23 protein-coding genes are annotated in these 25,374 nt (G+C 42.9%); 6 read left to right on the plus strand and 17 right to left on the minus strand.

Annotated features, from left to right (window positions below; translation table 11 throughout):
* Positions 1 to 206: 206 nt before the first annotated feature.
* The 3 genes from DW103_RS09890 to pyrH form a co-directional block, all read right to left on the minus strand.
* Positions 207 to 2,924, minus strand: a complete 2,718-nt coding sequence (locus DW103_RS09890; protein ID WP_122275637.1) for a substrate-binding domain-containing protein — start codon at positions 2,922 to 2,924, stop codon at positions 207 to 209.
* A gap of 6 nt (positions 2,925 to 2,930) precedes the next feature.
* Positions 2,931 to 4,583: a DUF4980 domain-containing protein gene (locus tag DW103_RS09895; RefSeq protein WP_122275671.1), complete on the minus strand. Its 1,653-nt coding sequence runs from the start codon at positions 4,581 to 4,583 to the stop codon at positions 2,931 to 2,933.
* Positions 4,584 to 4,665: 82 nt separating this feature from the next.
* Positions 4,666 to 5,376: a UMP kinase gene (gene pyrH / locus DW103_RS09900; protein ID WP_122275673.1), complete on the minus strand. Its 711-nt coding sequence runs from the start codon at positions 5,374 to 5,376 to the stop codon at positions 4,666 to 4,668.
* Between the two features lie 371 nt (positions 5,377 to 5,747).
* Between pyrH and DW103_RS09910 the strand changes: the two genes are divergently transcribed.
* Positions 5,748 to 5,975 carry a hypothetical protein gene (locus DW103_RS09910; RefSeq protein WP_122275639.1) on the plus strand — a complete coding sequence of 76 codons (228 nt, stop codon included), beginning with the start codon at positions 5,748 to 5,750 and terminating at the stop codon, positions 5,973 to 5,975.
* A 176-nt stretch (positions 5,976 to 6,151) separates the two neighbouring features.
* Here the strand turns inward: DW103_RS09910 and DW103_RS09915 are convergent, their stop codons facing one another.
* The 3 genes from DW103_RS09915 to DW103_RS09925 are packed head-to-tail and all read right to left on the minus strand — an operon-like array spanning position 6,152 to position 7,636.
* Positions 6,152 to 6,904: a biotin--[acetyl-CoA-carboxylase] ligase gene (locus DW103_RS09915; protein ID WP_122275640.1), complete on the minus strand. Its 753-nt coding sequence runs from the start codon at positions 6,902 to 6,904 to the stop codon at positions 6,152 to 6,154.
* The gene (locus DW103_RS09920) at positions 6,894 to 7,250 is read right to left on the minus strand and encodes an MmcQ/YjbR family DNA-binding protein (protein ID WP_122275642.1); all 357 of its coding nucleotides are present in this window, start codon (positions 7,248 to 7,250) and stop codon (positions 6,894 to 6,896) included. Before DW103_RS09920 ends, DW103_RS09915 begins: the two co-directional genes overlap by 11 nt.
* A 20-nt stretch (positions 7,251 to 7,270) precedes the next feature.
* Entirely contained in the window at positions 7,271 to 7,636 is a 366-nt protein-coding gene (locus DW103_RS09925) for a YraN family protein (protein ID WP_122275644.1), read from the minus strand.
* Between the two features lie 100 nt (positions 7,637 to 7,736).
* Between DW103_RS09925 and DW103_RS09930 the strand changes: the two genes are divergently transcribed.
* The gene (locus DW103_RS09930) at positions 7,737 to 7,964 is read left to right on the plus strand and encodes a hypothetical protein (protein WP_122275646.1); all 228 of its coding nucleotides are present in this window, start codon (positions 7,737 to 7,739) and stop codon (positions 7,962 to 7,964) included.
* A complete protein-coding gene (locus tag DW103_RS09935) occupies positions 7,961 to 8,401 on the plus strand; it encodes a nucleoside deaminase (RefSeq protein WP_122275648.1) in 441 nt (146 codons plus the stop codon). Before DW103_RS09930 ends, DW103_RS09935 begins: the two co-directional genes overlap by 4 nt.
* A gap of 1 nt (position 8,402) precedes the next feature.
* Here DW103_RS09935 and DW103_RS09940 read toward each other — a convergent pair whose 3' ends face one another.
* The 5 genes from DW103_RS09940 to DW103_RS09960 form a co-directional block, all read right to left on the minus strand.
* The gene (locus tag DW103_RS09940) at positions 8,403 to 8,675 is read right to left on the minus strand and encodes a DUF4834 family protein (RefSeq protein WP_122275650.1); all 273 of its coding nucleotides are present in this window, start codon (positions 8,673 to 8,675) and stop codon (positions 8,403 to 8,405) included.
* 55 nt (positions 8,676 to 8,730) lie between these two features.
* Positions 8,731 to 9,432, minus strand: a complete 702-nt coding sequence (pssA, locus tag DW103_RS09945; protein WP_122275675.1) for a CDP-diacylglycerol--serine O-phosphatidyltransferase — start codon at positions 9,430 to 9,432, stop codon at positions 8,731 to 8,733.
* Between the two features lie 75 nt (positions 9,433 to 9,507).
* Complete coding sequence (locus DW103_RS09950) at positions 9,508 to 10,179, minus strand: phosphatidylserine decarboxylase family protein (RefSeq protein WP_122275652.1); 672 nt, start codon at positions 10,177 to 10,179, stop codon at positions 9,508 to 9,510.
* A gap of 72 nt (positions 10,180 to 10,251) precedes the next feature.
* Positions 10,252 to 13,479 (minus strand): exodeoxyribonuclease V subunit beta, encoded by a 3,228-nt coding sequence (locus tag DW103_RS09955; RefSeq protein ID WP_122275654.1) that lies wholly within the window; start codon positions 13,477 to 13,479, stop codon positions 10,252 to 10,254.
* 44 nt (positions 13,480 to 13,523) lie between these two features.
* Positions 13,524 to 13,862: a translation initiation factor gene (locus DW103_RS09960; RefSeq protein WP_122275656.1), complete on the minus strand. Its 339-nt coding sequence runs from the start codon at positions 13,860 to 13,862 to the stop codon at positions 13,524 to 13,526.
* A gap of 130 nt (positions 13,863 to 13,992) precedes the next feature.
* On the opposite strand from DW103_RS09960, the gene DW103_RS09965 reads away from it, so the two are divergent.
* Positions 13,993 to 16,299, plus strand: a complete 2,307-nt coding sequence (locus DW103_RS09965; RefSeq protein WP_122275658.1) for a PAS domain-containing sensor histidine kinase — start codon at positions 13,993 to 13,995, stop codon at positions 16,297 to 16,299.
* 46 nt (positions 16,300 to 16,345) lie between these two features.
* On the opposite strand, the gene ispF is transcribed toward DW103_RS09965, so the two are convergent.
* Both ispF and porV read right to left on the minus strand, forming a co-directional pair.
* On the minus strand, positions 16,346 to 16,822 hold the full coding sequence (ispF, locus tag DW103_RS09970; protein ID WP_122275677.1) for a 2-C-methyl-D-erythritol 2,4-cyclodiphosphate synthase: 477 nt from the start codon (positions 16,820 to 16,822) through the stop codon (positions 16,346 to 16,348).
* A 6-nt stretch (positions 16,823 to 16,828) separates the two neighbouring features.
* Complete coding sequence (gene porV / locus DW103_RS09975) at positions 16,829 to 18,013, minus strand: type IX secretion system outer membrane channel protein PorV (RefSeq protein ID WP_122275679.1); 1,185 nt, start codon at positions 18,011 to 18,013, stop codon at positions 16,829 to 16,831.
* A 204-nt stretch (positions 18,014 to 18,217) separates the two neighbouring features.
* Here porV and DW103_RS09980 point away from each other — a divergent pair, with 204 nt between their 5' ends.
* Together DW103_RS09980 and DW103_RS09985 are read left to right on the plus strand one after the other, a co-directional pair.
* Positions 18,218 to 18,838 carry an HAD family hydrolase gene (locus DW103_RS09980; RefSeq protein WP_122275660.1) on the plus strand — a complete coding sequence of 207 codons (621 nt, stop codon included), beginning with the start codon at positions 18,218 to 18,220 and terminating at the stop codon, positions 18,836 to 18,838.
* A complete protein-coding gene (locus tag DW103_RS09985; protein WP_122275662.1) occupies positions 18,835 to 20,133 on the plus strand; it encodes a DUF6080 domain-containing protein in 1,299 nt (432 codons plus the stop codon). The genes DW103_RS09980 and DW103_RS09985 overlap by 4 nt, the downstream gene beginning before the upstream one ends.
* Here DW103_RS09985 and porU read toward each other — a convergent pair.
* The 4 genes from porU to DW103_RS10005 all read right to left on the minus strand — a co-directional run.
* Positions 20,117 to 23,494: a type IX secretion system sortase PorU gene (gene porU / locus DW103_RS09990; protein ID WP_122275681.1), complete on the minus strand. Its 3,378-nt coding sequence runs from the start codon at positions 23,492 to 23,494 to the stop codon at positions 20,117 to 20,119. The two genes, DW103_RS09985 and porU, sit on opposite strands and share 17 nt — an antisense overlap.
* Positions 23,494 to 24,108 carry a fumarylacetoacetate hydrolase family protein gene (locus tag DW103_RS09995; protein WP_122275665.1) on the minus strand — a complete coding sequence of 205 codons (615 nt, stop codon included), beginning with the start codon at positions 24,106 to 24,108 and terminating at the stop codon, positions 23,494 to 23,496. The genes porU and DW103_RS09995 overlap by 1 nt, the downstream gene beginning before the upstream one ends.
* Position 24,109: 1 nt before the next feature.
* On the minus strand, positions 24,110 to 24,760 hold the full coding sequence (locus DW103_RS10000) for a redox-sensing transcriptional repressor Rex (protein ID WP_122275667.1): 651 nt from the start codon (positions 24,758 to 24,760) through the stop codon (positions 24,110 to 24,112).
* Between the two features lie 283 nt (positions 24,761 to 25,043).
* On the minus strand, positions 25,044 to 25,374 hold a 331-nt coding region (locus tag DW103_RS10005; protein ID WP_233545664.1), incomplete at its 5' end, for a DUF6383 domain-containing protein.

Here is a 25,374-nt window from a genome sequence, read left to right on the forward strand (position 1 = left end):
ACTTTTGTTACAAGAATGTGACAAATGTGATAACAGCCTGTCTCTTTTTTTTCATCCGATGCTAAGGTTCGTCCAATTGCTAAAAAGTCTTTCGCCAGTGCCACAGTATTGGCACTGCAATGCCACCCCGATGGCACTAGAGTGCCAATACGGTGGCACTACAATATCATTAGGAGGGTATTTTTTTAGGCTCCCCGGCAAACATCTTACAGCCTTTCAGCGGCATCCTGATATTCGCTGGGTGTTTGGTTGTACACGGCTTTAAAGCATTTGGCAAAATAAGCGGAGGAGGAGAAACCTGTCTGGTAAGCGATTTCGCTGACGGTGAATTGTTTTTGTTTCAATAAGGCGGCCGCTTTCTTCAAACGGTAATTACGGAGAAAATCGACCGGAGTCGTACCGGTCAGTTCTTTTATCTTGCGATGCAGATGACCACGGGAAAGGCCGAGCGTATCACTCAGTTTCTCCACATTAAATTCGGAATCGGTATACACATCTTCTATCCGGGAAAGGAATTTGCGTAGGAAGAGGTCATCCATATTCTCCACCTTTTCGGGTTGGGCCAGCAATAGATGGCTGTTTTGCAGCTTTTGAAGAAGCGTCTCGCGCAGGCGTTTCTGTTCCTCCAGAATACGGATAATACGAAGTTTGACAAAGTTTATCCGGAACGGTTTTTGGATATACCCGTCCGCTCCGCCGGAAATACCGTACATGCGTTGCCGTTCATCGGAAAGAGCCGTTAGCAGGATAACCGGAATATGGCTGGTAGATAAATCGGTTTTTATTGCCCGACAGAGTTCAAAGCCATTCATTTCCGGCATCATGACGTCGGTCAAAACAAGCGAGACATCCTCTTCCTGCATTATCTGAAGAGCGGCCTTCCCGTTGACGGCAGTCAATATCCGGAAATTAGCTGCCAATTCCTTTTCCAGGAAAGAACGAACTTCGTCATCATCTTCCACAACCAGAACGGTATAAGGATATGGAACGGCAAGCAATGCTTTTTCGTCGGAATCGTCCAGATTGGAGGCATCATAAGCAAGCGGTGAAACGGGGAGTTCAGTGATATACTCGCCTTTCAACTGCGTTTTATCCTTATTCAGGCGGACAGAGAAAAGAGTTCGTTGCTCCGGCTCGCTCTCGACGCCGACTTCTCCATTGTGCATACGGACATATTCGTACACCAAATGGAGTCCTATGCCTGTTCCCACGCGGCTGTTCCCGGAATAAAAACGATTGAACAAATACGGAAGATGCTCCGGTTTGATACCCGAACCGTTATCTTCGACCTCCAATATCACCCATTCATCCACCTCGGAAACCGACAGGCTGATACGGCCTCCTTCGGGCGTAAACTTGAATGCATTAGAAAGAAGATTGACCAGAACTTTCTCTATCATATCCGGGTCTACCCAGATACGCAGGTTCTTCACTTCCGAATGGAAAGAGTAAGTAATGTCGCGCACCCGCGCCATACTGTTGAAATAACTCTTCACCTCCGATGCGAATGTAACTATTTCCGTTTCGCGTATCTTCAGTTTCTCTTGCTTGTTTTCCACTTTCCGGAAATCCAGTATTTGATTGATTACCCGCAACAGACGGCCGGCATTCTTATGAATAAGTTCCAGGTCCGGCAGATAAGGTGAATCATGAAGAAGGTTCAACAAACGGTCCAGCGGTCCCAATATCAGGGTAAGCGGCGTACGTACCTCATGTGAGATGTTCGTGAAGAATTGCAGCTTCGAGGCTGTCACCTCCTCAATCTCGGCATTCAACGAAATCAGTTTACGGCGCTGCTCCTCCTCTTTCCTGTTGATATCGCGAAGTTCCCGGTTCGCATTCCTGATTTTCCGGTTCATGTAAAAGACATATACGGAAAGGGAGACAAAACCAATCATCAGCAACGTAATCACCAACAGGGAATTTTGCAGGAACCGGAAATGGTTCAACAACTCATCCATACGGGTACGCTGCGTTTCGATACGTTGCTGGTAGTTGACGAGGCGTTCGGTTTGTTGCAAAAGGCTTTGTGCCGCCTCCTTATCCACAATACTGCTGTTCAGGGGAATAAACTTGTCCACCCGCTTTCCTTCAAGCAGTTGCATAGCCGTGCGGATTACTTGTTCCCCACCCGTAGGATAAAGGAAAGAGGTATTGATACGGCCATCAGCCACAGCCCGTAAACCGGCTTCGGCAACAGCATCCATTCCCGTAATATGCAAAGCTTTTCCACGGACGGAGTCCAACGAAGTAAAATGGTCGCGGGCAGCTATCGCCATCACATCATTATGGCTGAAAACATAGTCTACCGGCCGGGAGAAATCTATCTCCTTCAAGTGTTCGCGGGCGACATCATACCGCCAGTCCCCTTTTACCTCCCGGAAAACCAGGTCTTTCCTGTCCTGCAAAGCATCCCGGAAACCATTATGCCGCTCCTGGGCAGGAGATGAGCCCATCATTCCCCATATCTCCACTATTGTAGCATGCGGAGGGAGATGTTTGCCGGCATACATACCGGCTGTATATCCGATATCATAATTATTCGCACCGACGAAGGTGGTATATTGATTGGTATTGACTTTCCGGTCGGTGATAATGGTAGGAATACCTGCACGGTATGCCTCTTCCGCCACTTCCGTTATCGGGACAGATTCGAAGGGGGAGATAATCAGGATGTCTACCTGCCGGGCAATCAATTCACGGATTTGCTCAATCTGCCGGTTATTATTGCTGTTGGCATCCCGGATAACCAGTTCGATATCGTCATAATTGGAAGCCTCGATACCCACTTCCCGAATCATGGCCTGTCGCCAGTCATCATCCAGCATACACTGTGAAATACCTATCACATATTTCTTTTCCTTACTGCCGGAACAAGCTGTAAGGATACAAAGGAAAAGGAACAAGGACAGGCCGTATTTCATTGTATTCTATTTCCAGATTGAATCGAGGGTGTAAACTTCCAAACTCTTTACTTCTATATTCGTACCCCAGAAATGAAAACCTTCCTTATTATTCGGGTCCGGCCTCCGTTCCATCGAGTAAGAATAGGCTCCGCCATCGATATAAACTTCCACCGATGTACGGTCCAGAAGAATATCGGCGGTAATCTCCATGCTGGTTCTCTCTTCCGGAGAATAAAAGACACCGTTCACCCGGTTGCCGTTCATGTCATAATCCAGCAAGAATTGTCCGAACAAATTGAAACCGGCACTGGTGGCATGCGAAAGTTTAATCGTAGTCCGGATGCGTAAACTTCCCGCCTGGTTATAAGGTTGAAGCAGTTCATTTGCTTTACCGGCAGTCAGATTACTCCATTTTCCGGCTTCTTTCTGCAACATTTCAATCTCTTTTACCGGTTGGCTGAACAGGCGTATGCCCTCTTTGGTCGTACGCAAGGACAGTTCGGTCGGGAAAAGCATCATGCCGTTGACAGGCAAGCCCGGATGAGAAATACGTCCCCAGCCTATCTGGATACGGCGGCCATCGGACTCCGGTATGTTGGCAAATGTTTGCGCGGCATAAATCGAACCGGTGGTATAGTAGTATTTTCCGGCTTCCGGCCTAAAGGTCTTTCCATCGAAATCGCCAATCATGTACGTGCCGGATGCACCGTACATGACCCATTTGGTATTATCTTTCTTCCCGTCGACAGGCAGTTCGAATAAATCGGGACATTCCCAAAAACCGGTCACATGGCTTTGGTAAGTCCAGTCTTTCAGGTTGTCGGAGTTATAGATGGAATGACCGTCACGTTCGTTCAGCACCAGTACCCACTTATTAGACGGTTGATGCCAGAAGACTTTCGGGTCGCGGGTATCCTTGCTGTTCCATTTCGCCTTGGAGTCGATAACCGGATTACCGGCATATTTTGTCCATGTACGTCCTTTGTCCAGGCTATAAGCGATACATTGTATCTGCTTTTCCGGATTATCGGCGGTATAGATGGCAACCATTGGAGGTACACCTTTTTTCCCGAAACCGGAAGTATTGTTATAATCGATAACGGCAGAGCCGGAAAACATCGTGCCGTGTTCGTCGGGATAGAGTGCAACCGGCAGTTCTTCCCAATGTATCAAGTCTTTACTGACAGCATGCCCCCAATGCATATTTTCCCATTCCCGCTCGTATGGATTATGCTGATAAAAGAGATGGTATTCGCCTTCATAATAAATAAGTCCGTTCGGGTCGTTGTTCCAGCCTCTCTTTTGGGTGTAATGGAATTGGGGACGGTTCTTTTCCTTGTATATGCTATCTTGTCCGGCTATTTCGTCTGCCTGATAGATGCGGTTTAATCCGGCTTGATTACCTTGATAAGAGATTGTTATTTCCTTATTTTTCAGTGTGGACATATCACAGAATACCCAATAGTCGGGAGTATCCGGAGCCAAACGTATTTGAAAAGCCCGTTCCTGCTTACCATCCGCCCGAAAAGTCATTTCCGCACGGTCCACCTGATGGGATACGGGCAAATTGAGATAACGCTTGGTTATTTTCAACGTGACTTCCTGCGCTTCCACGGTTGTGAAACAAAGGAATAAAGCAGCCGCAAGCAGTAAAAGATTTCTGTTTGTATTTTTCATAACTGTCATAGATTGAGAAAAAGGCGGCGGAAGCCTGAAAAGTACAGTTCAGCACAACAGCCTTGCCGCCTTCTTCTCTATGTTAATTATGTACGAATGTTCCTATATTTTCTCCACTCATCACCTTTTTCAAGTTTCCGTTGGTATCCATGTCGAAGACAATGATTGGCAAATTATTTTCCTTGCACATCGTAGTAGCTGTCAAATCCATGACCTTCAGCCCACGGGTATAAATTTCATCATACGTGATATCGGAAAACTTAACGGCCGTCGGGTCCTTTTCCGGGTCTGCCGTATAGATGCCGTCCACACGAGTACCTTTCAGCATCACATCCGCTTCTATTTCGATACCGCGCAAGGAAGAACCCGTATCCGTAGTAAAGAACGGATTACCTGTTCCGCCTGACATAATCACGACATTTCCCTGTTCCAGCAATTCAATAGCACGCCATTTGTTATAATATTCGCCAATCGGTTCCATACGGATAGCAGTAAGCACTTTCGCCTTTACTCCTTGCGCGACAAGGGCGGAACTCAAAGCCAAACTATTGATGACTGTAGCCAGCATTCCCATCTGGTCACCCTTCACACGGTCGAAGCCTTTGGAAGCGCCGCTCAGCCCACGGAATATATTCCCGCCGCCAATCACGATACCGATTTGCACACCCATTTCGGCTATTTCTTTTATCTGTGCGGCATATTCATTCAGACGAACTTCGTCGATGCCATATTGTTTTCCTCCCATAAGCGATTCTCCGCTTAACTTCAACAGAATACGTTTGTACTGAGCCATCTTATAATTCTTTGTTAAATTGTTATATCCACAAAAATACTGCATTTCGATTAGCAAACAATAGACAGCCTGTATTTTATCTCCATATTTTAACAACAGTGTACATCCGTTGTAACACCTTTGTAATATCCAGCCTGTATATTTGTCTCAAATAAAGAAAAACACACTTATATTACTTATTTTGAAGACGCAAAAAAAACATACCAAAGCCTTCTTCCTAACTTTTATACGGCAATCCTCTTTCAGCGGAAAGAAACGGATTGCCGTATATTCTTTATGCTTGAAGAAGTTTTCTCGTTTTCCCCGAACAATATAAGTTTTCCACTTGTTTTCAATGTCACTATAAGTAATCATCTAAAATAGTATTTGATATGAAAGATTTATTGATTGGTATGGTTGTCGGAGTTGTAACAGGTTATGTACTCCGCAAAATGGAAGACGATGGCAAATTTCATTGTATGCACGAACATATGCATCAACTTGCTTCCAAAGCAAAAAGAGAAGTCGGTAACGTTGTGGACAGCGGTTTAGACAAAATTGAGTATGCTGCCGAACGTGTAGAACAGTTCGCTGAAAAAGAAAAAAGCAAAAAGAACTAATCTGTTCCCGGCAAAATATCCAGAAAGATTTGTACATAAAGTCCTTGCAGCTTTTTCCGAAAAGCCTTACAGCTTGTCAGGAAAAACCTTACGACTTTTGCCCACTACCCTATAGCCTTTCACCAAATGGGTTATAGGGTATATTTTGGGGGATAGGAGGGGTTTTTATTCTCTTTTCAGTTTATAACGGCTGAAACCTCTTTAAAAGCATATCGCCTAAGCTCACCTTCCGGCAGTTCCAGTATCAGATGTCCTGTCGGTTCAATCGCGTGGATACGAGCGCAGAAAGGACCTTTTTCATCTTTATAGGGCCAAAAGCCTTCGTTCCGGAAAAGGGTGGCCATATAAGCAGTTCTTATTTCGCTCTGCTTTTCCTGCAAGAGTAGAGAATAGTAATTGAAAAAGATACGGAGAAAACGTTGTAAGATTTCTTCCCTGTCATACTCTTTCCCCGTAATTTGCGCCAATGAAACAGGATTGGGGGCATCGCTCCTGAAAACCTGCTGGTTGACGTTAATGCCGATGCCGATTACGGAAGAATAAAGATAGGAACCGGAAAGGTCGTTCTCTATAAGCATTCCGCATATTTTTTTATCTTTCCTGTAGATGTCGTTCGGCCATTTGACCGCAACACAGTCCACATACATCTCCAAAGTTTCCTTTACGCTCAGAGCTGCAATCTGGGATACCAGGAACTGACGGTTTGCCGGCAGGAAATCCGGATACAGCAGCAGACTGAACATCAGATTTTTCCCAGCCTCCGATTCCCATGTATTGCCGACCTGCCCTTTACCGCTGGTCTGAAAATCGGCGACTACCAGACTCCCTTCTGCCAAAGCCTCCCTGGAAGATAGCTCACGCAGGTAATTATTAGTCGACGTTGTTTCCTCCACCCGGATAATCCGGGGAATATCATGCTCACTCTTCATTGTAATTTTCTCTTATTTTACGAGGTAATTTGGCGATGACTTCGCGGTAAGAATGCCGTATCCAATGTTTAATCTCATCATCGGGCATATCGCGTTCAAGGTAAATTGTATTCCAGTATTTTTTATTAAAATGAAAAGCTCCTTCGACGGCAGCATAACGTTCGCGCAATTCTTCCGTATAATCAGGATTACACTTTAAGGATATTTGAGGTTCGTCCGCATCCAACGGCAATAACAAATACATTTTGCCTTCCACCTTAAAAACAAGGGAAACATCGTCGAAAGGGAAACATTCCGTTGCATTCTTCAACGACAGGCAATACTCACGGGCTTCTTCTATATTCATCTCTTTCTCTGTTTAGTGAATTAATGACAGGGAGCATAAAAAGCATCTTCTATATGTTCTATCTCATAACCTCCCTGCTTCTTTATCAAGGAAACAATGTCGAAACGAATCGGTAAAGCGACATTGAAAAATCGGGCATACGCATCAGCGGCGGCTACAATACGGCGTATTTTCCCACTATCGACAGCCTCTTCCGGGGAAAGCAGAAAATCTTCCGAGCGAGTCTTTACTTCCACAACCACCAACTCATTGTCGCAAACAGCCACAATATCCAGTTCGTAATGATGCCAATGCCAATTGGTATGAACTATCACATAGCCTTGTTTTTCCAAATATTCGCGGGCGGCGGCTTCTCCGTCTTTCCCTGTTTCGTTTCGTTCTGCCATTTTTTCGAATTTCAGACAGAGTTGGAATCTGTCTTTACAATAATGACAAATATACGGTTTTTCTTTTTTATTTGCGCTTTCACCTCTATATTTGCAGAATATGGCAATAAAACGTAAATATTCGTCCCCGCAACCTAACCACCCACGGGTGCACAAGGTTACGTTCATGCTCAATGATGACGAGCAGAAAGCGGTGGACCGTTATCTTGCCAGGTATAAAATCATCAACAAGTCCCGTTGGTATCGCGAAACAATCCTATCCCACATACTCAAGACATTGGAAGAGGATTACCCGACACTCTTCAACGAAAACGAAATGAGAAGATGAATCCTTTCAATGACGAATATTTTATGAAACAAGCACTCGTAGAGGCGCGTGCAGCTGCAGCAGAAGGTGAAGTCCCGGTGGGTGCGGTCATTGTCTGCAATAACCAAATCATAGCACGGGCACACAACCAGACCGAACGCCTGAACGACCCGACCGCTCATGCTGAAATGTTAGCAATCACAGCCGCTGTCGGCGTATTAGGAGCTAAATACCTTACCGGATGCAGCCTCTATGTTACAGTAGAACCTTGTGTGATGTGCGCCGGAGCTATCGGATGGGCACAAATAAGCACCATTGTCTATGGTGCTTCCGATGAGAAAAGAGGCTTTCAACAGTATGCTCCAAAAGCATTGCATCCGAAAGCAGTCGTACGAAAAGGAATCATGGAAACAGCTTGCATGGAGGAGATGCAAAACTTCTTCAGACAAAAAAGATAAATTATTTCACTTCCTCATAATCCACGTATTCGCCTTCTTCTTTGGCAAATATCTTTTTACGGGAAGCCTGACGGCTATTATAATCGCCTGCCGAAGCCGAATGTCCACGGGAACCGGAAGAATAATGGCTTTCCTGGCGACGCTGCCCCCCACTCTTTTTTCCTTTGTTTCCACTTCCGAAAAGGATATTTTTGACAGTGCGCAGGACTGAGAAGCCCATCAAAAAGACCAATAGGAGAAAAAAGAAAAACATTACAAACAGAAACTTAAACATAACTATTCATTCTTATCGGGGTTCATAACACAAACACAAAGATAGGAACTCTTGTTTATCTTCTTTTGTTAAAAATTGACAAGAGAATATAGAGAAGTATCGTACCGGCAATACCTAAAACACCAAATAAAGCTATAAATACAACAGCACAACCCACTAATATATAGCGATATTCATTGCCTTTCCATGCCAACGATTTTATTTTCAGCGAAAACATCGGTATCTCCGAAACCAGTAAAAGCGAAGTTATGACAGATAACACAACCGTAATGCTTATAAACAAATACGGATTAGACGGGAGCAACGGTTCTACCGAATATCCAACAGAAGCCCAAAACAACGCATGCGCCGGAACAGGCAGACCGATAAACGAGGTCGTCTGGCGTTCGTCTATATTAAACTTTGCCAGCCGTAAACCGGAAAAAACCGGAACCACAAGAGCCAGATAAGGAATATAACTTATAGCACCTCCCGCTCCAAGACTCGCACAGGCATACTCCAATAAACAAAAAACAATCAGTCCCGGAGCAACACCGAAACTAACCATATCAGCCAAAGAATCCAATTCTTTTCCCAAAGGCGAATAGGCTTTCAGGAAACGTGCCGCAAAACCATCGCAGAAATCGAAAACTGCAGCAAGGATAATCCATAAAGTTGCCAACGGTAATTCGTTTTTCAACGCCATTACACAAGCAACACAACCCGATGCCAGATTGAGACAGGTGATTAAATTCGGTATACTTTTTTTGATATTCATCATTTCTTTTCTTTAAATACAGGCGTTCTATCGGTTTACCATTTTATCCGCGGGCAATAATCTCGTTCCAGAAATTTAACATGAGCACTTACCTAAACGAGCGATAGGAGTTTGATTTCCAGTCACCTTTTGATCCATTTCCACCAATACTTCCGTACCGACAGGCAGGTAAACATCTACACGAGAACCAAACTTGATGAAACCCATCTGTTCGTCCACATGACATTTCTCCCCTACTTTGGCATACGTCACAATACGACGGGCCATAGCACCTGCAATCTGACGTGCCAGCACATCCACTCCATACTTGGTTGTAATCACAACCGCCGAACGTTCATTCTCCGTACTGCTTTTCGGCAGATAAGCTGCCATGAAACGTCCGTTCTGATGCGACACATGCTTGACCGTGCCATTAACAGGAAACCAGTTGGCATGTACATTAAAAATAGACATGAAGATTGATATTTGCAGGCATTTCTTATGCAATATTTCATTTTCCATCACCTCTTCAATGGCGACAATCGTTCCGTCAGCCGGAGCAATCACCAGCCCTTCGGAGTCGTATGGAAACCGGCGGAACGGACTGCGGAAAAAATTAAGTACCAATAAAAACAGGACTGTGGTGACAAAAGTAATGGCATAAAACCATCCTCCTTTGCCGACAGTATAATAAAGCGCAACATCCACGATAAAGAATATCGTAAATAATGTCAACAATAAACCTGTTCCTTCTTTATGTACTTTCATTTTGTAATCTAACTGTATGTTTATTGTAAGAATTTGCAAAAATATTCATTTTTGCCGAATAACAAAAATATATCAACCCTCTACTGTCTCTATTTTGTTTAATTCAACGTACCAGAGATACCCTTCCACTTCCTTATATCCCATCTGGCGGATCAACCGAAGGTAATTCTTTACCTGATTATGATACCGTTTATCCGCATGTTCACCGAACTTATAATCGACTACAATAACTTTACCGCCGGTAATCATCACCCGGTCCGGACGTTTAGACAACCCTTTTCCGAAAAGGATATCGACCTCATTCAGTACACGGGCATTCCCGTCATACCAGGAAGCCACATCCGCCTTATTCAATAATTCCTCCAGCCGGACAACCAGGGCCGATGCCTCATCCTTATTGATAATACCAGACAAACGATATGTTTCAACCGAAGCGACTATATCTTTCGAAGTACGGATACGGCTCAACACCTCGTGCATCAATGTACCATGCTTTCGCCGGGCATTATCAAAAAAGAAGCCTTTTCCGTGTAAACGAAGTTGTAAGCGTTCGTCGGGAGAAAACGAATTCAGGCGTGCCATAGGCAGTTCTTGTACACCTTTCTCCTCTTTTTTTTCGACCGGATGCCACCAATTACCCAATTCGAACACCCCTGAAACAACATCGAACATATCCGGTAACGAAATTAGTTTTTCACCTTTACACATACCCTCCGCCGATGTATGCAAACCGGCCCAAAGAGCATCCGATAAGGTTGTTATCTTTTCTATCTCCCCGGTTTCCTCTTTTATTTTCTTAGGACGGGGGGCAAAAACAAGCAATTCTTCTTTCGAACGAGTGAATGCGACATATAATGTATTCAGATTATCGATAAAGGCATGAAGACGTTCCCGAAAATAATCTTCGGCAAAGATTGTATTCCCCAAACTTTGTCCATACCGGACCGGAACCAAATGCAAACGGTCGAAGGGTTTCTCCTGCGGATGACACCAAAGGATAACCGGTTTTGTCGGTTTATGGTCGATTTCCCAATCTCCAAAGGGGATAATAACAACCTTAAAACCCAACCCTTTCGATTTATGAACTGTCAAGATACGAACAGCATTCTGTCCATCCGGTGTTGCTATTGTTTTCCGATAACCCGTTTCATCCCACCATTTAAGAAAACGTTCAAGGTCTGCACTCTCTTTCTGGGTATATTCAGATACCATATCCAAAAAAGCTTGGACAAAAACCTGCTCGTTTTCCGGAAATTTGTCGAAAAACAGGCGGTACAAACCCTCTGTTATTTCATAAAGAGATTGACGGGACAATTGTAATAAAGCATTTTTCACTTCCGAAGGGAAGTCCGAATCTTCCTTACCAAAGTGCCCGACTAATACTTGATAGGAATACTGTGCAATCTGTTCACTGGTTTTATCTTCCGGACTTTTCAGATAACGTAACAATGCGACCAGAAATCGAACAGTCGTAGAACCACTTACAAACAAAGCGTCATCAGATATAATATCATAGTGATAATGCTCCGAAGGATGTTCTTCTTTATAAGCCAATAAAGTATCGGCCACCAATGCACCCTCCTGATTAGTACGCACCAGAATAGCAATATCTTTTAAGGCATAACCATTCTCCTGCAATTGTTCGAGTAGACCGGGAAGGCGTTCGAGTGCTTCTGTTTTCCAGTCCTTATCTTCATCACCGGAAAGGAATTCTACCTTCACATGCCCGTCCTTCTCCCGGAAAGGAGGTGGAACCTGTTGGTAGCTCTTATCATAAGCAGACATTATTTTCGTAAAATAGGCGGCACGTTGTTTTTCACTCAACGATGAAGAGGAAAGAGTCTCGTTATATACCTCCTGCAAAACAGCGGGAATCACGGTAAACAAAGCATTATTAAATTCTACGATATGTCGGCAACTCCGCCAATTATCTTTCAATGTTTCTTCCCTGATAACTTCAGCCGAAAAGTCTTTCTGTACTTGCTGATCAAGTAATTTCCAGTCGGAATTACGGAAACGATAAATACTTTGCTTGACATCTCCCACAATCAGATTGTCCCGATTGTGTGCCAGGCTCTCCTCAATCAGCGGACGAAAATTATTCCACTGCATGCCGCTGGTATCCTGAAACTCATCAATCATATAATAATCGACATGCGTACCGGTCTTTTCGTAGATAAAAGGAGCATCACTTCCACCAATAACCTTGTTTAATAATTCGGTCGTATCAGCAATCAGCATCACGTTTTTCTCTTCCCGATAGATGGCAATCTGCCGGGAAACATCGGTCAAAATACCCAACGTATAATAATAGCGGACAATCTCACGGGCCGTATTATAAGCTGTCAGATTAGCGAATAAAGAAATAATCCCTTTAATACAATCATTCAAACCATCCTCGAAAGCGCAACCGATTATTTGCCTTGTACCCAATGGGGTTGTTTTCGTAAAACAACCGTCCAAATTGTCCGCCAAACCGATAAAAGTGGCGGTCGGCTCTTTCATCTCTCCCTGCGCCAACTTTTCCAGGATATTCAAAGGAGACCGACTTCCTCCCTTAAAGTCAGAAGGCTTCAGCACATACTTCTCTAAAACAGCCAATCCCCGTTCACCTAAATCCCTGGCACTCTTTTCAACCGAACGGATGATACCGTACAGGTCGTTTTTATAAGCCTCCAGTACATTTTTATCCTCGATATCTTTCTCCACTTCTTCACTGAAAGCCTTATAACTTTCTTTGAAAATTTCACGGCTCAGCGACATTATATCTTTACGGAGATTCCATTCGCCTCCATTTTCAATTTTATCTTCGGCAAAACGAAGTAACCACCCCAAAAGCTCTTTATGCTCAGGCTTCTCAAGACCGGCCAGCAAATCATCAATGGCAGTCGTCAACACCAAATCCTGATCCATTTCAATGCCATATCCCCCCTGTAAACCTATTTCACGAGTAAAAGCCCGCATTGTCTGCTGGAAAAAACGGTCGATTGTGCTGATATTAAATGCCGAATAATCGTGAAGGATGTCAATCAATATTTTTCCGGCTTGCTTCCTGATTTGCTCCTCCGAAAGAAGATAAACCGATTTCAATAAATCCACATAATCAGACTTGTTTCCGGAAGCCAGTTTATAAAGTTCATCGACAATACGGCTTTTCATCTCATCTGTAGCCTTATTCGTAAATGTTACGGCAAGGATACGGCGATAAGCACCCGGTGCAGAGAATAACAATGTCAGGTATTCACCTGTAAGTTTATGGGTTTTACCCGCCCCGGCCGAGGCCCTGTAGACTGTTAGCATAAATTTGTCAACTTATTAATGTATCATTATTTCCGGGAGGTGGATTATTTACTTTTTGTATAACCCTCTTTCTGTAATATTTCCAACACTTTGGCACGCATATCTCCCTGAATTATGATTTCTCCGTCTTTGACGGAACCGCCTACGCCACATTTCACTTTCAGCATTTTACCAAGTATCGTCAAATCATCGTTCGTTCCGCGAAAACCGGTAACCAGGGTAACGGCTTTTCCCCCCCGGTTCCGCTTATCCAGCGATATACGTAATTGCTGTTTATCCTTCGGCAATGTTTCTTCTTCCTCATTCTCTTCCGTATTATATTGATAGTCCGGATTGGTGGAATACATCACCCCCAAACGGTCTTTCCAGTCATTATTCTTCATAAACTTATTTATTTTATGGGTTCAAATCTACAAATTAACAACGGGATAAACAAGATTAACAAGAATAATACATATCTTTGTCGGAAGATGATGAATATCAAAAACCTCTTCATACTTTTGACCGGTTATAATGAGAAAAACGAACTTTATATTATTCCTTTTCTTTATTTGTCACATACTGTTTGCACAACAGTATAAACCAAAAGATTATATCCTGGTGTTACACTCCATAAACTTTAGCGAGACTTGGACACACGGAACTTACGAAGCCATTAAGACCAATTTCGCACATGATAATATTGAGACAAAAGGAGAGGAATTACAAATCCCCACCTTGCATAGCTTACAGGATATTGAAAATAAACTAAACTATTTGAAAGAAAAATATCCGAATCCACCGAAGATTATTGTGTGTATCGGCGACCCTGCCTGGTTAATATGCCGTCCTCTTTTTGACAAGGAATGGAAAGATATTCCTTCACTTATCTGCTATTCCCGTGAACTGGCACCAGCTACCGTGGAAGGGGTAATCAAACGGGAATTGCGTCCGGAGCAAATGGTTGCGACACAATCTCTCACACGGGGATACAACGTAACTTCCCTCAAACAACCTTTATATATTAAAGAAACAATTAATACGATTCGCGACCTACAACCGGAAATGAAGCAAGTTGTATTCATCTGTGACAATCGGTACATCAGCATTTTAACATCACAGGACATAGAAAATGTTGTTAAAAAGGACTTTCCTGGCTTACAACTGAAAGTTCTTTCTACCCCCCAATATACGACAGAAAATCTACTGGATGAATTATCTTCCTACGGCAAAGAAACGGGAATTATTTATTACTCTTGGTTCATCTCCAAAAATAAAGGAGAAAACCATTATCTGGTAGATAATGTACAAAAAATGACTAACAGTTTTTCCAACCCTCCGGTCTTTCTTATCATCGATTTAGGATTGGAAACCGGAAATTTTGCCGGAGGACACTATATTTCCATCGAAGATTTCGGAAACTCTGTCACTTCTACTATCCGTAAATTACTAAACGGTACAGAAGCCCGGAGTATTCCATCCCAAATAGGAGGAACAGCGCGCACTTATCTGGATTACCAACACTTGCTCAATCATGGTATAAATCCTTCCTCATATCCAAGAAATGCAATTTATTACCAGCAGCCACCCACTTTTTTGGAAAAATATAAATATCTGCTAATCGGCACATTCATTATTATTTGCCTGCTGATTACAATAGCGGTACTCCGTATCCGGCTCTTCCTGCAAAAACAAAAACAAAGAAAGAAAGAACAGATAGAAGCTGCCAGAATCGAAGCGTTGAGCCGTAAATATCGGTTAATATTAAAAGCCAGCCGAACCATTATCTGGATATGGGACACCCAAGAGCAGATAATAGAATGCGACCAGGAATATTTTGAATCCGAGATTTTTCATCAGGATGCTAAATACACCCTTCAGGTAGAAGAACTTTTTTCTTATATACATCCGAAGGATAAACAAAAAGTCCAAAATGCTTATAATCTGCTAATAATGGGCTCTGTTAATATTATTCACCATGAATTCCGGATTTGGCGTCCCGAAATGAAGAAATATGATTGGTTGGAATGCTATGCAACTATCAGCCAGAAAGATGCAAATGGGAAAATCACCAAGCTGGTCGGAAGTAGTGTCACTATTACCGAACGAAAGAAAATGGAGGCAGAACTCCAGGAAAAGGAAAAAATAGAAGAAGCCAACCGATTGAAAACAGCTTTTCTGGCTAACATGAGCCACGAAATCAGAACACCGCTGAACGCAATCGTCGGTTTCTCTAATTTAATTGCGCAAAGTGGAGATGCCACTCCGGAAGAGAAACAGGAATTTTGCAAAATTATTTCGACTAACAATGATTTATTACTTCAGCTTATCAATGATATTCTGGATTTATCCAAAATAGAAGCGGGAAAGTTGGATTTCAAATACAGTAACATTGACGTTTCCGAATTAATGTCCAGATTGGCACAAACCTTCAAAACTCGCACAAAAGAGGGTGTCGTTCTGAAATGCGTATTGCCTGAACAAACCTATTTCATCCATTCTGAAAAAAACAGGCTGACACAAGTCATTACAAACTTCCTGACAAATGCTTGTAAATTCACCTTCAATGGCTCCATCACAATGGGATACGAAGCCACTAGGAACGGTTTGCGTTTTTACGTCACCGATACCGGCAAAGGTATTGCGAAAGAAAATATTCCACATGTGTTTGAGCGTTTTGCCAAATTCGATTCTTTCATCCAAGGTACAGGATTGGGATTATCGATTAGCCAGACAATCATCCAAAATCTCGGTGGCAAGATAGGGGTTGAATCAATAGAAGGAAAAGGAAGTACATTTTGGTTTACAATTCCGGTAAAAAAACAACAAACCTCCAATTAACAAAATGGAGGTTGGAACATACGAGTTAAAACAGTATGGGTACGACTTACTTTTGTATCAAGACAGTTGCATAAGCTGCAATACCTTCTTTACGGCCGGTAAAACCCAGCTTCTCCGTAGTGGTCGCTTTAATAGATATATCTTCGACATCAACTTGGAGGACTTCTGCCATTACACGCTTCATTTCGGGAATATAAGGGTTCAATTTCGGTTGTTCGGCCGCAACGGTTGCATCAATATTCCCCAATGTATATCCGGCATCCCGCAACAATTCCATCGTATCGTACAGTAGGATTTTGCTATCAATATCTTTATACTCACCGGATGTATCGGGAAAATGATAACCGATATCACGCATATTGGCTGCACCCAATAAGGCATCACAAATAGCATGTATCAGTACATCCGCATCACTATGCCCCTGCAAGCCCATCGTATGCTCAATCTTCACTCCACCCAACCATAATTCACGCTCCGGAACCAAGGCATGTACGTCATATCCAAAACCTACACGTATCTTCATACTCATTTATCTGAACAAATTCTTAATACCATCCATGTCGAACGTCAGGGTGAAACGCAAAGTCTGGTCCAACGGATTACTTTGAACGGTACTCACCAAATAAGCGGCATCCAACTGGAACACACTCATACGGAACCCGGCACCTACCGAAAAATATTTACGATTGCCGACGTTCTGATTTTCATAAAAATAACCACCCCGTACAAAGAATTGTTCATTATAACTATATTCGGCACCAATCGATGCCATAATTTCCTGCATCTCCCCTTTGAAACCATTCGGCGAATCACCGAAAGATTTGAAAATACCGGACATGCTGGACATTGATTTATAATCGTTCTGACGTTGCGTAAAATCAGATTCATCCTCACCATCCTCCTTGACAGGTTCGCTCGGAACCAGATATTTACTTAAATCCAGATATACACCAATCCGATTATAATCATCGATAGGATATAACAAACCTGTACCTAACGATAATTTAGTCGGCAAAAAATGGTTGTTTTCCCCTCCGTCATACGAAATTTTACTACCAATATTAGAGATATTGAAACCGAAGCTCCATAAAGCCTCTGCATTGCCCATCATCACATATTTTTCCAGATAACCGGAAATGTCTGCAGCAAAAGCATTACCCGCATGCTTTTCGTCATTCGGATCGACACCCATATCCGAACGGATATATCGTAATGCAACCGCCATTGAATAGTTTTCAGATAATTTCCGGCTATAACTCAAATCGAAAGCCATTTCGTAAGGATTGGCATAGATAGGAATTTCTCCTACATTCTCCTGTTGAGGCACATCACCCAAAGAGAAATAACGAAGAGAAGCACCAATCGCCTGCAAGTCACTGTCACCAATTTTATAATAACCCGACAAATTAGCCAAAGCCACGTCGTTTACTAATTTGCGCAACCAGGGTGTATAGGAAAGGGAAACACCCGCCTTGCTATACATAAATGCATATTTGGCAGCATTCCAATATTGCGAGTTCACATCCGGCAAAGTAGCCAAACCATTGTCACCCATCGCACCCCCACGAGCATCAGGAGCAATCGATAATGACGGGACTGCCGTATTAATAGGTGCAAATTTTGTCTTCCCGCTTTCTCCTTCGGCCCACATAGCAGAAACCGAAAAAAGAACTAACAACATCACAAGTGCACCGAATCTTACTTTTCTTACCATATTATTATTGCTTATCATATTTGTTATTCAGGCAAGCAAAACCAACCGTCCCGCCTTGTAAAAACAGAGAAGACACAACACCTCTTCCTGCTAAAACCATTGCCTGCATTTATAAACTAAAAAACGCGTACTTTATTGTATCTGCTTTTATACTTTTATTTAGGGACAAATGTAAAAGAAAATTCATATTTTTGCCACTTGCACATGGAAAAGACGCAAAAGAAACAGAAAACGATAGCGGTATTCGATTTCGACGGAACCCTGATAAACCGTGACTCCCTACCTGATTTCCTGATAAGGACTTTCGGCTGGCCGGCTTTTTTAATCCGATTACCGCTGATTCTCGCAATGAAAATAGTGGCTATTTGCCATATACTTCCGGTTCATACTGCCAAAGAAAAGATATTCACATCTTTTTTCCGGAATATGAAAACAGAAGACTTTGCCACCGCCTGCAAACAATATGCGCTTCGTATTCCCCGGTTAGTTTATCCGGCAGCATTAAATGAAATACAAAACCATCTAGACACAGGACATGAAGTTATCATCATAAGCGCATCTGTTCCCGACTGGATACGTCCCTGGGCCGAAACCAAAGGAATCCATACGGTGGAAGGAACAGAATTGGAAATAAAAAACGGGGTCTTGACCGGCTGTTTTGCCACTCCCAATTGCAAAGGAGAAGAAAAAGTACGTCGATTACGTAAACTTTTCCCCGATATAGCCACTCATACACTATATGTATATGGAGACAGTTCCGGAGATTGCGAATTGCTTGCTCTTGCCGATGTCCCTTTTTACAAACCATTCAGAAATAACCGATGAATATACTTGCTTGCATATCCACCCTTTTACGGACTCTGCGAATCGAAATGAGAGAGGTTAAACGGACTCTATATCCGGTGAGTTTCACAGAAATCGCCTTATTTCTTTTCTTCTTTCTGATATATGGTTTCATCGGGTATCAACTGCTTTTTCAAACAGAATTGATTGATGTTCCCAACGGAAGAGCCGGTAGTTACTTAGGATATGATAACTTATTTCATTTGTATACCAGAGGCGGGGCATTTGACATCAGCCATCCGTTTTTCAGCCTGTTCCATATGTTGAAAACCTTGTTGATAACCCTGTTTACAATTGTGTGGAAAGAGAAACCAAGTAGTATTATTTGCCTGATTCTGACCAATTTATTAACAAGTGGAGGTTTAGTGTTAATATATAGGTACTTAAAACAAATAGCAGCTCTCGCAACTCACCGGGCATTATTGCTGACATTATTCGCCGGAAGCTTCTTTACTACAATTGTTTTATCGTTCACCATGGAAACTTATCCATTTTCCTTTTTTCTGCTAATATTCTCTTTACTAATGCTTTCCCGCGAATACAAACTAACCGGCCATATAAAAGGACGTACCGTATTTTTCCTTTCTTTCCTGTGTGGAGGGGTAACCATTACGAATGCAGCCAAACCTGCCACCGCTATTCTACTGAACAAAGTTCCTTTCTTACACAAAATACGTACCGGATTCAAGGTTATGTTACCGTTTATTGCCTGTGTCTTGCTGTTTTTAGGCATCTACACAATCAAAAGTAAAATTCTGACACCTGACGAACCTTCTCCCATCGAAACAACCCGGCAACTTAACCAATATTTTATCCATGATAACACATTCGGCAAACAAGCACTAATCGATTTCTGGGGAAATACGGTAATCACGACTCCCCTTAGTTTACAAGCGGTAGGAGAAGAGGTTGTATTACGTCCCAGTGAATATCTACACGCCTGGCAAAATGGAGTCGTAATGCTATTACTTATCCTGATAATTGCCTCTGCATGCCTGAATATCCGGAATAAATACGTACTGCTTATCCTGATGTATGTAGGGATAGACCTGATTATCCATTTTATTTTCCGTTATGGGATGAATGAAGCGATTATATTCGGTGGCCACTGGATGTTTATCATTCCTCTTTTGATTGGCTGGCTGTATAAACAGCTTCCGGTAAGAATGTACCGGATACTGGACCTGACTATTTTATTTTACTTCATTTTCACCCTCGTCCAGAACGGCATGGAATTTATGCGTCTCTGGGAAGAATTGACTAAGGAGCTAATATAATCAGTTTCTTTGCTTCAGTTGCTTCTTTCGAATTATCAGTACTGATAGCTGCCCGGTAAATATAGACACCCGGACGGATACGCCCACCGGCATTATTCGTCAAATCCCAAGTCACCGTATAAGCATTAAACAAATCGGACGAACCGGTTTCTTCATGTTTCCAATATAACCGGCCGGTCAAATCGTAGACCATAATACCGACTGTAACACGGCTTTCCGGACGATTATGGAAAAGATGGAAAGTGACCTGTTCACGAGCCGGACTCGGAGTCGCTACAATTTCAGTAATAAAAGGTTTTAACCCCTCCACAACCTCAAAAGTAAAGGTATACAAAGTAGAATTGTTCTGTATATCCCACACCCAGAATTCGGCCTCATGCAAACCAGGTTGCAATTGGGGTATCATAAACTTGACAATGCCTACTCCCTCTTCGCCCGGCAAAAGCTGATAATAACTATTCAGATTATAACTAAGTGTGGAAGAACCGTCTATAACCAGCATCATGTCGTGTCCCACGCTACTGCCGGAAATATTCACACCGCTTTTATCCCACAATTCCGCAACAAAATAGGGCGTTGTATTCACCCGACCTCCGTCCACAAAGGTAGTATCATTCAAATACAAAGCCCGTATTTCCGGTCCAATCGTATCTGTTTCCGCCGTATCGGAAGTACCGCCGACGATAAAATTAAGAAATGCGCCCTGGGCTTCATTCCCGTTTATCGCATCGGAGGCGTAAAGACTCATTTTCCCTTGTTTATTGGAATAAGAAATATCTTTAGGAACAGTAAATGTAAAACTGAATTTACCGTTTCGCACAGAATCGTTACCGACATACAGCGTATTCGGATAATCGGTAAAGCTTGCCGTATTTCCGGTTCCATTGTTATCGAGCGTAGTAACCGTCACTTTACTATCCTTTACGGTAGGATTAATCACACCGGTAAAATCTGTAGCCAGATTACCTTCCGCATTCAGCACTTCTCCTTCAACCGTTATTTTTTCCAAAGCTTTGAAAGGTATAGGAGAGCCATCCACGGAAGCTCCATTTATGGAAGTTACTTGCATACGATATTCCGGATAAGCCAACTTTAAAGCAGGGTCGCCAATTAAGCAAAAACCCAATTTCCGGATAGTAGTCAATCCATTTTTCGTTTCCTTCATGACTTCCCCTAAAGTCAAACGATGCCCTTTGTTCTTTTTAAACAATCCTTCATTCAGTTTTTGGTTTATCTCTGAATTCGTGCCACTATAAGCAACACGTACAGTTGTAAACAGTCCTATTCCCCCGCTATTCTCTTTCAGGAAAACATCTTCTCCCGCAGAAGTACTCAAATCGTCAAAACGGGTAAAATCACAAGTCGCAGTTATCCACAACGGCAAACGCGTATAGGTATATTGAGCGATATCCGTCTGTTTAACAACCATTTCCTCACTCAATGCCGTCGTACCGCCATGTCCCGTATAATTCAGCAACAACAAGCCGTCTTTCATCAACTTACTTAAATTCGAATTTACATCCGGATAGCTGGTATGCCCTCCCGTATAATCTTTTTTATAGGCATCAAAATAAAGCTTATTAATCAGAAATTCAGGATGCTCCGATTCTATTCTTTCAGCAATCTCATCTGCTTGAGTAAGATGGTAAACAGCGAAATTATCCGCACTATTTCCATCATCTGCCAAAAAACAAAGGTTATTTTTCCAAGAACCGACGTTTTTATTTTCCATATAACTAACAACCTTATCCACAGTCTGCTTAGCCTGTTGAACCGTTCGGACCGGAAAACGTCCGATACCGAGATTCAGGGTATAATTTTGCAAAGAGGTTCCGGTATCTTTATCGTCTAAAAAGCCAAAATAATCGTCGATTACATACGACTGGTCAGTCAATGATTCCTTCGTCTGATAAGTAAGCAACATATTCGTCATATCCACTTGCTTCCAGTTATTTGTCAACTGGCGGTTATCATAGGAACCGTCTCCCAGAAGGAGAAGGTATTTAGGAGCATCCTCATCCGACGTTTTACGGTCGTAAAACATTTTCATAAAACGACGGTAAGCCGAAGCATCCGGTGTACCGCTAGAAAATTCATTATATACCTTTTCCGGTTCCACTACCTGAACCGTCAGATTATCATGTGTACGATGCGCTTCCGCCAAGCGTTCCGCCTGTTCAAGAAGATTCGGCTGGGCCAGAATAATCATGTCCTGCTGAGCCAAGCCATGCAGATTTTGATTTACCACATCTCCCACTTTTTCGGGAGCCTTCAACTGTCCGGGTTGTACAATAACAAACTCTCTTAACGTATAAGAAGCCGGGATGGAAAATGACAGTTCCGTACCATTCAGTTCCGTTTCCATCCGCTTTGGATTGAGGCCGTCAGTTACATCCAATACCAACATATTGGCGTTGGCATTCTGTATCACAAAACGAGAAGCATTATACCGGGAAGCAAGACTACGGAAAAAGGTGTATGCGCCATACGATTTCAATTCCCGGACCATTTGGAGGCGGAAATAGTTGAGACGGGTATTTTTCTGCCCGCTTCTACTGTATTGTATATTCACCTTTATATGCTCACTCTTATCGCCGGTCCAGGATATATTGTTTCTTTTAGCCTCCAAAGCCATTACATATTCGGCCGTATTACTGGAAATAGGAGCTTCGATAACCGTATTTCCATCTATACTCATCGTCACGTTGCCTGTTCCGCTTGTCACTTTCGAGATAAAGCTAAGCGAAGCTTTCCCTTCATCATCCGTTATACCGGGCACGGAGACATTAAAAACCTGGGAAAGATTAGTATCGAACGACTCCCCATACAGTTCCCTGCCGGAAGCATTCACGGAGACCTGTTCTTTTTCATAGACCAGATAATCATCGAATGTGGTTATTTTCAAAGAAGCCCCACTTTCGGAAGCCTGTGTTTCCATCACTTTGGGAGAAACATCGCTTTCGGTCAGGAAATAATAACCATATTGGGAATAAGGATTATTGGTATGTACAAAACCATCGGTCGAATTATACTCCCATTTCACCGGTCCTTTTCCGTAAAACAGCAAATAATCCGCCCCTTTATAAATTGCGACAGGAGGCAAATCGTCCGAATAAGGAAGCGAAAAATTCTCCTCCAGCGGCCAACCTCCATACCCATATACCGATACTTTATCCGGATTAGAAAACCCCATTTTTTGCAAATCGGAAAATGTCAATTTATAAATACCGGTTTCAGCCACCCGTATCTTCACCCACTTTCCCGTATTGAGCACAGATTCGGTCGTATAACGACTGCCGTCCGCCCAAAGGGAGGAAAGCAGACAAAAACTTATCAGTATCGTATATAGTATTCTTCGCATCATCTAACATAAAAGTCAAGCAGCTTTTGCTCGCCAATATAGCCCTGCAAATGGTCGTCAATCCGTACCGGTCCTACCCCTACAGGTGTTCCGGTATAAATCAAATCCCCGATTTTCAGCGTAAAGAAACGGCTCACATAAGCGACTATCCGGTCTACCGGGAAAAGCATATCCCGCGTATTTCCCTCCTGTACCTTTTTCCCGTTGATATCCAGATGGAAAGGGATACGATTGATATCGCCCGCCCTGTCTAACGGAATAAATGTACCGACAACAGCCGAATTATCAAACGCCTTACTGATTTCCCACGGCAACCCCTGTTCCCGCAGTTTACGCTGCAAATCGCGTGCAGTGAAATCGATGCCGACCGTCACTTCGCTGTAATAGCGGTGAGCAAAACGTTCTGCAATATTTTTTCCCAGCCGGTCTATTCTTACCACAATCTCAGTCTCGTAATGCACCTCCGACGAGAAGTCGGGAATAAAGAACGGTTTGCCGTCCTTCAGCAAAGAGGAGTCAGATTTCATAAAAATAGTAGGCTCCGATAATTCTAACGAATGATGCAGCTCTTTATTGTGAGCAGCATAATTCATTCCTACTGCTATAATCTTCATGTCAGTGATTTATTGAATTTAAGCGATTAAACATAACCGCCAGATGGGCATACATAGACGTATTCTGCACTACGATATGTTTCGGCACACGGATACGGAACGGGGTAAAATTCCAAAGAGCCTGAATCCCCCCGGAAATAATATATTCCGTCACCTCCTGGGCACTTTCTACAGGCACGGTTATGATACCGATTGTTGCCCCGTATTCTTTTTGTTTAGCGGGGAAATCATCCATTTTATAGACCGGAATACCGTTTATCAGTTTTCCCGCCAGTTCCTCCTTGACATCAAATCCGGCAACAATCTCCAGCCCATACTGGTTTAACCCGGAGTCGTGCAGCAGGGCAGCCCCTAAGCTTCCTACCCCAAACAGGAAAGCCTTGTGCTGAGAGGTAAATCCCAGAAAGTTTTCCAACACATCCACCAAAGTGCATATTTCATAACCCACACGAGTTTTCCCGGTTACATTCACAAACGACAAATCTTTTGCCACCTGGCTGGAATCCACATTGATTTCCTTGGCAATCTGGGTAGACGACACAAAAGTCTCACCTCTTCCCTTCATCAGTTTTAAAAAGGCAAGATACCACGGCAATCTTCGAAGCGTCGGCTCCGGCACTTTCCAGAATTGTTTCATTTCATCGTTAGCCATCGTTCCTGTTTATTCATGTAGCTCACAAAAGTACAATTTTTTTCTTTGGGAACAGACAAGAGCAGTAATTGTTTCAAAACATACCCCCAAAAGCAAAAACCTCCCCGATATTGCTACCGGAGAGGTTTCTTTTCTGTATCCACGTTTTCTCTTCACAGAGATACTTGTAGATGAACTTTTTAAATTTTTTACTTTAGTATTAATATCTATCGCTTTTTCGCCTGTCACAGGTTAATTAGCCCGAAGGCTACGCGATGTAGAATTATATTGATTATAAATTTTCTTATTCAACCATCGCTTTTACAGCCTTTTCTCCTTCAACTGCTACCACTACAACACCTGCAGGTACTGCAATCGTTTCATTGTCGGATGCGATAACCGTATTAGCCTTCACCTGGCCTAACATATTGCTGATGACAACCTTCTTACCGGCTGCACCGTTGATGGTTACCTGACCATTACCGGCGATTACCGATACTTCAGAAGTTGAAATAGCATCGTTATCTGTAGCCATATTCTCTTCCGAACCTACTTCAAGATTGAATACCAAACCATTGTCACCACCGGTCTTTGCATTGGCAAAGGTTGATGTTTTCTTGTCGGACAATACAAGA

It is taken from the genome of Parabacteroides sp. AM08-6 (genome assembly GCF_003473295.1).
Taxonomy (GTDB): domain Bacteria; phylum Bacteroidota; class Bacteroidia; order Bacteroidales; family Tannerellaceae; genus Parabacteroides.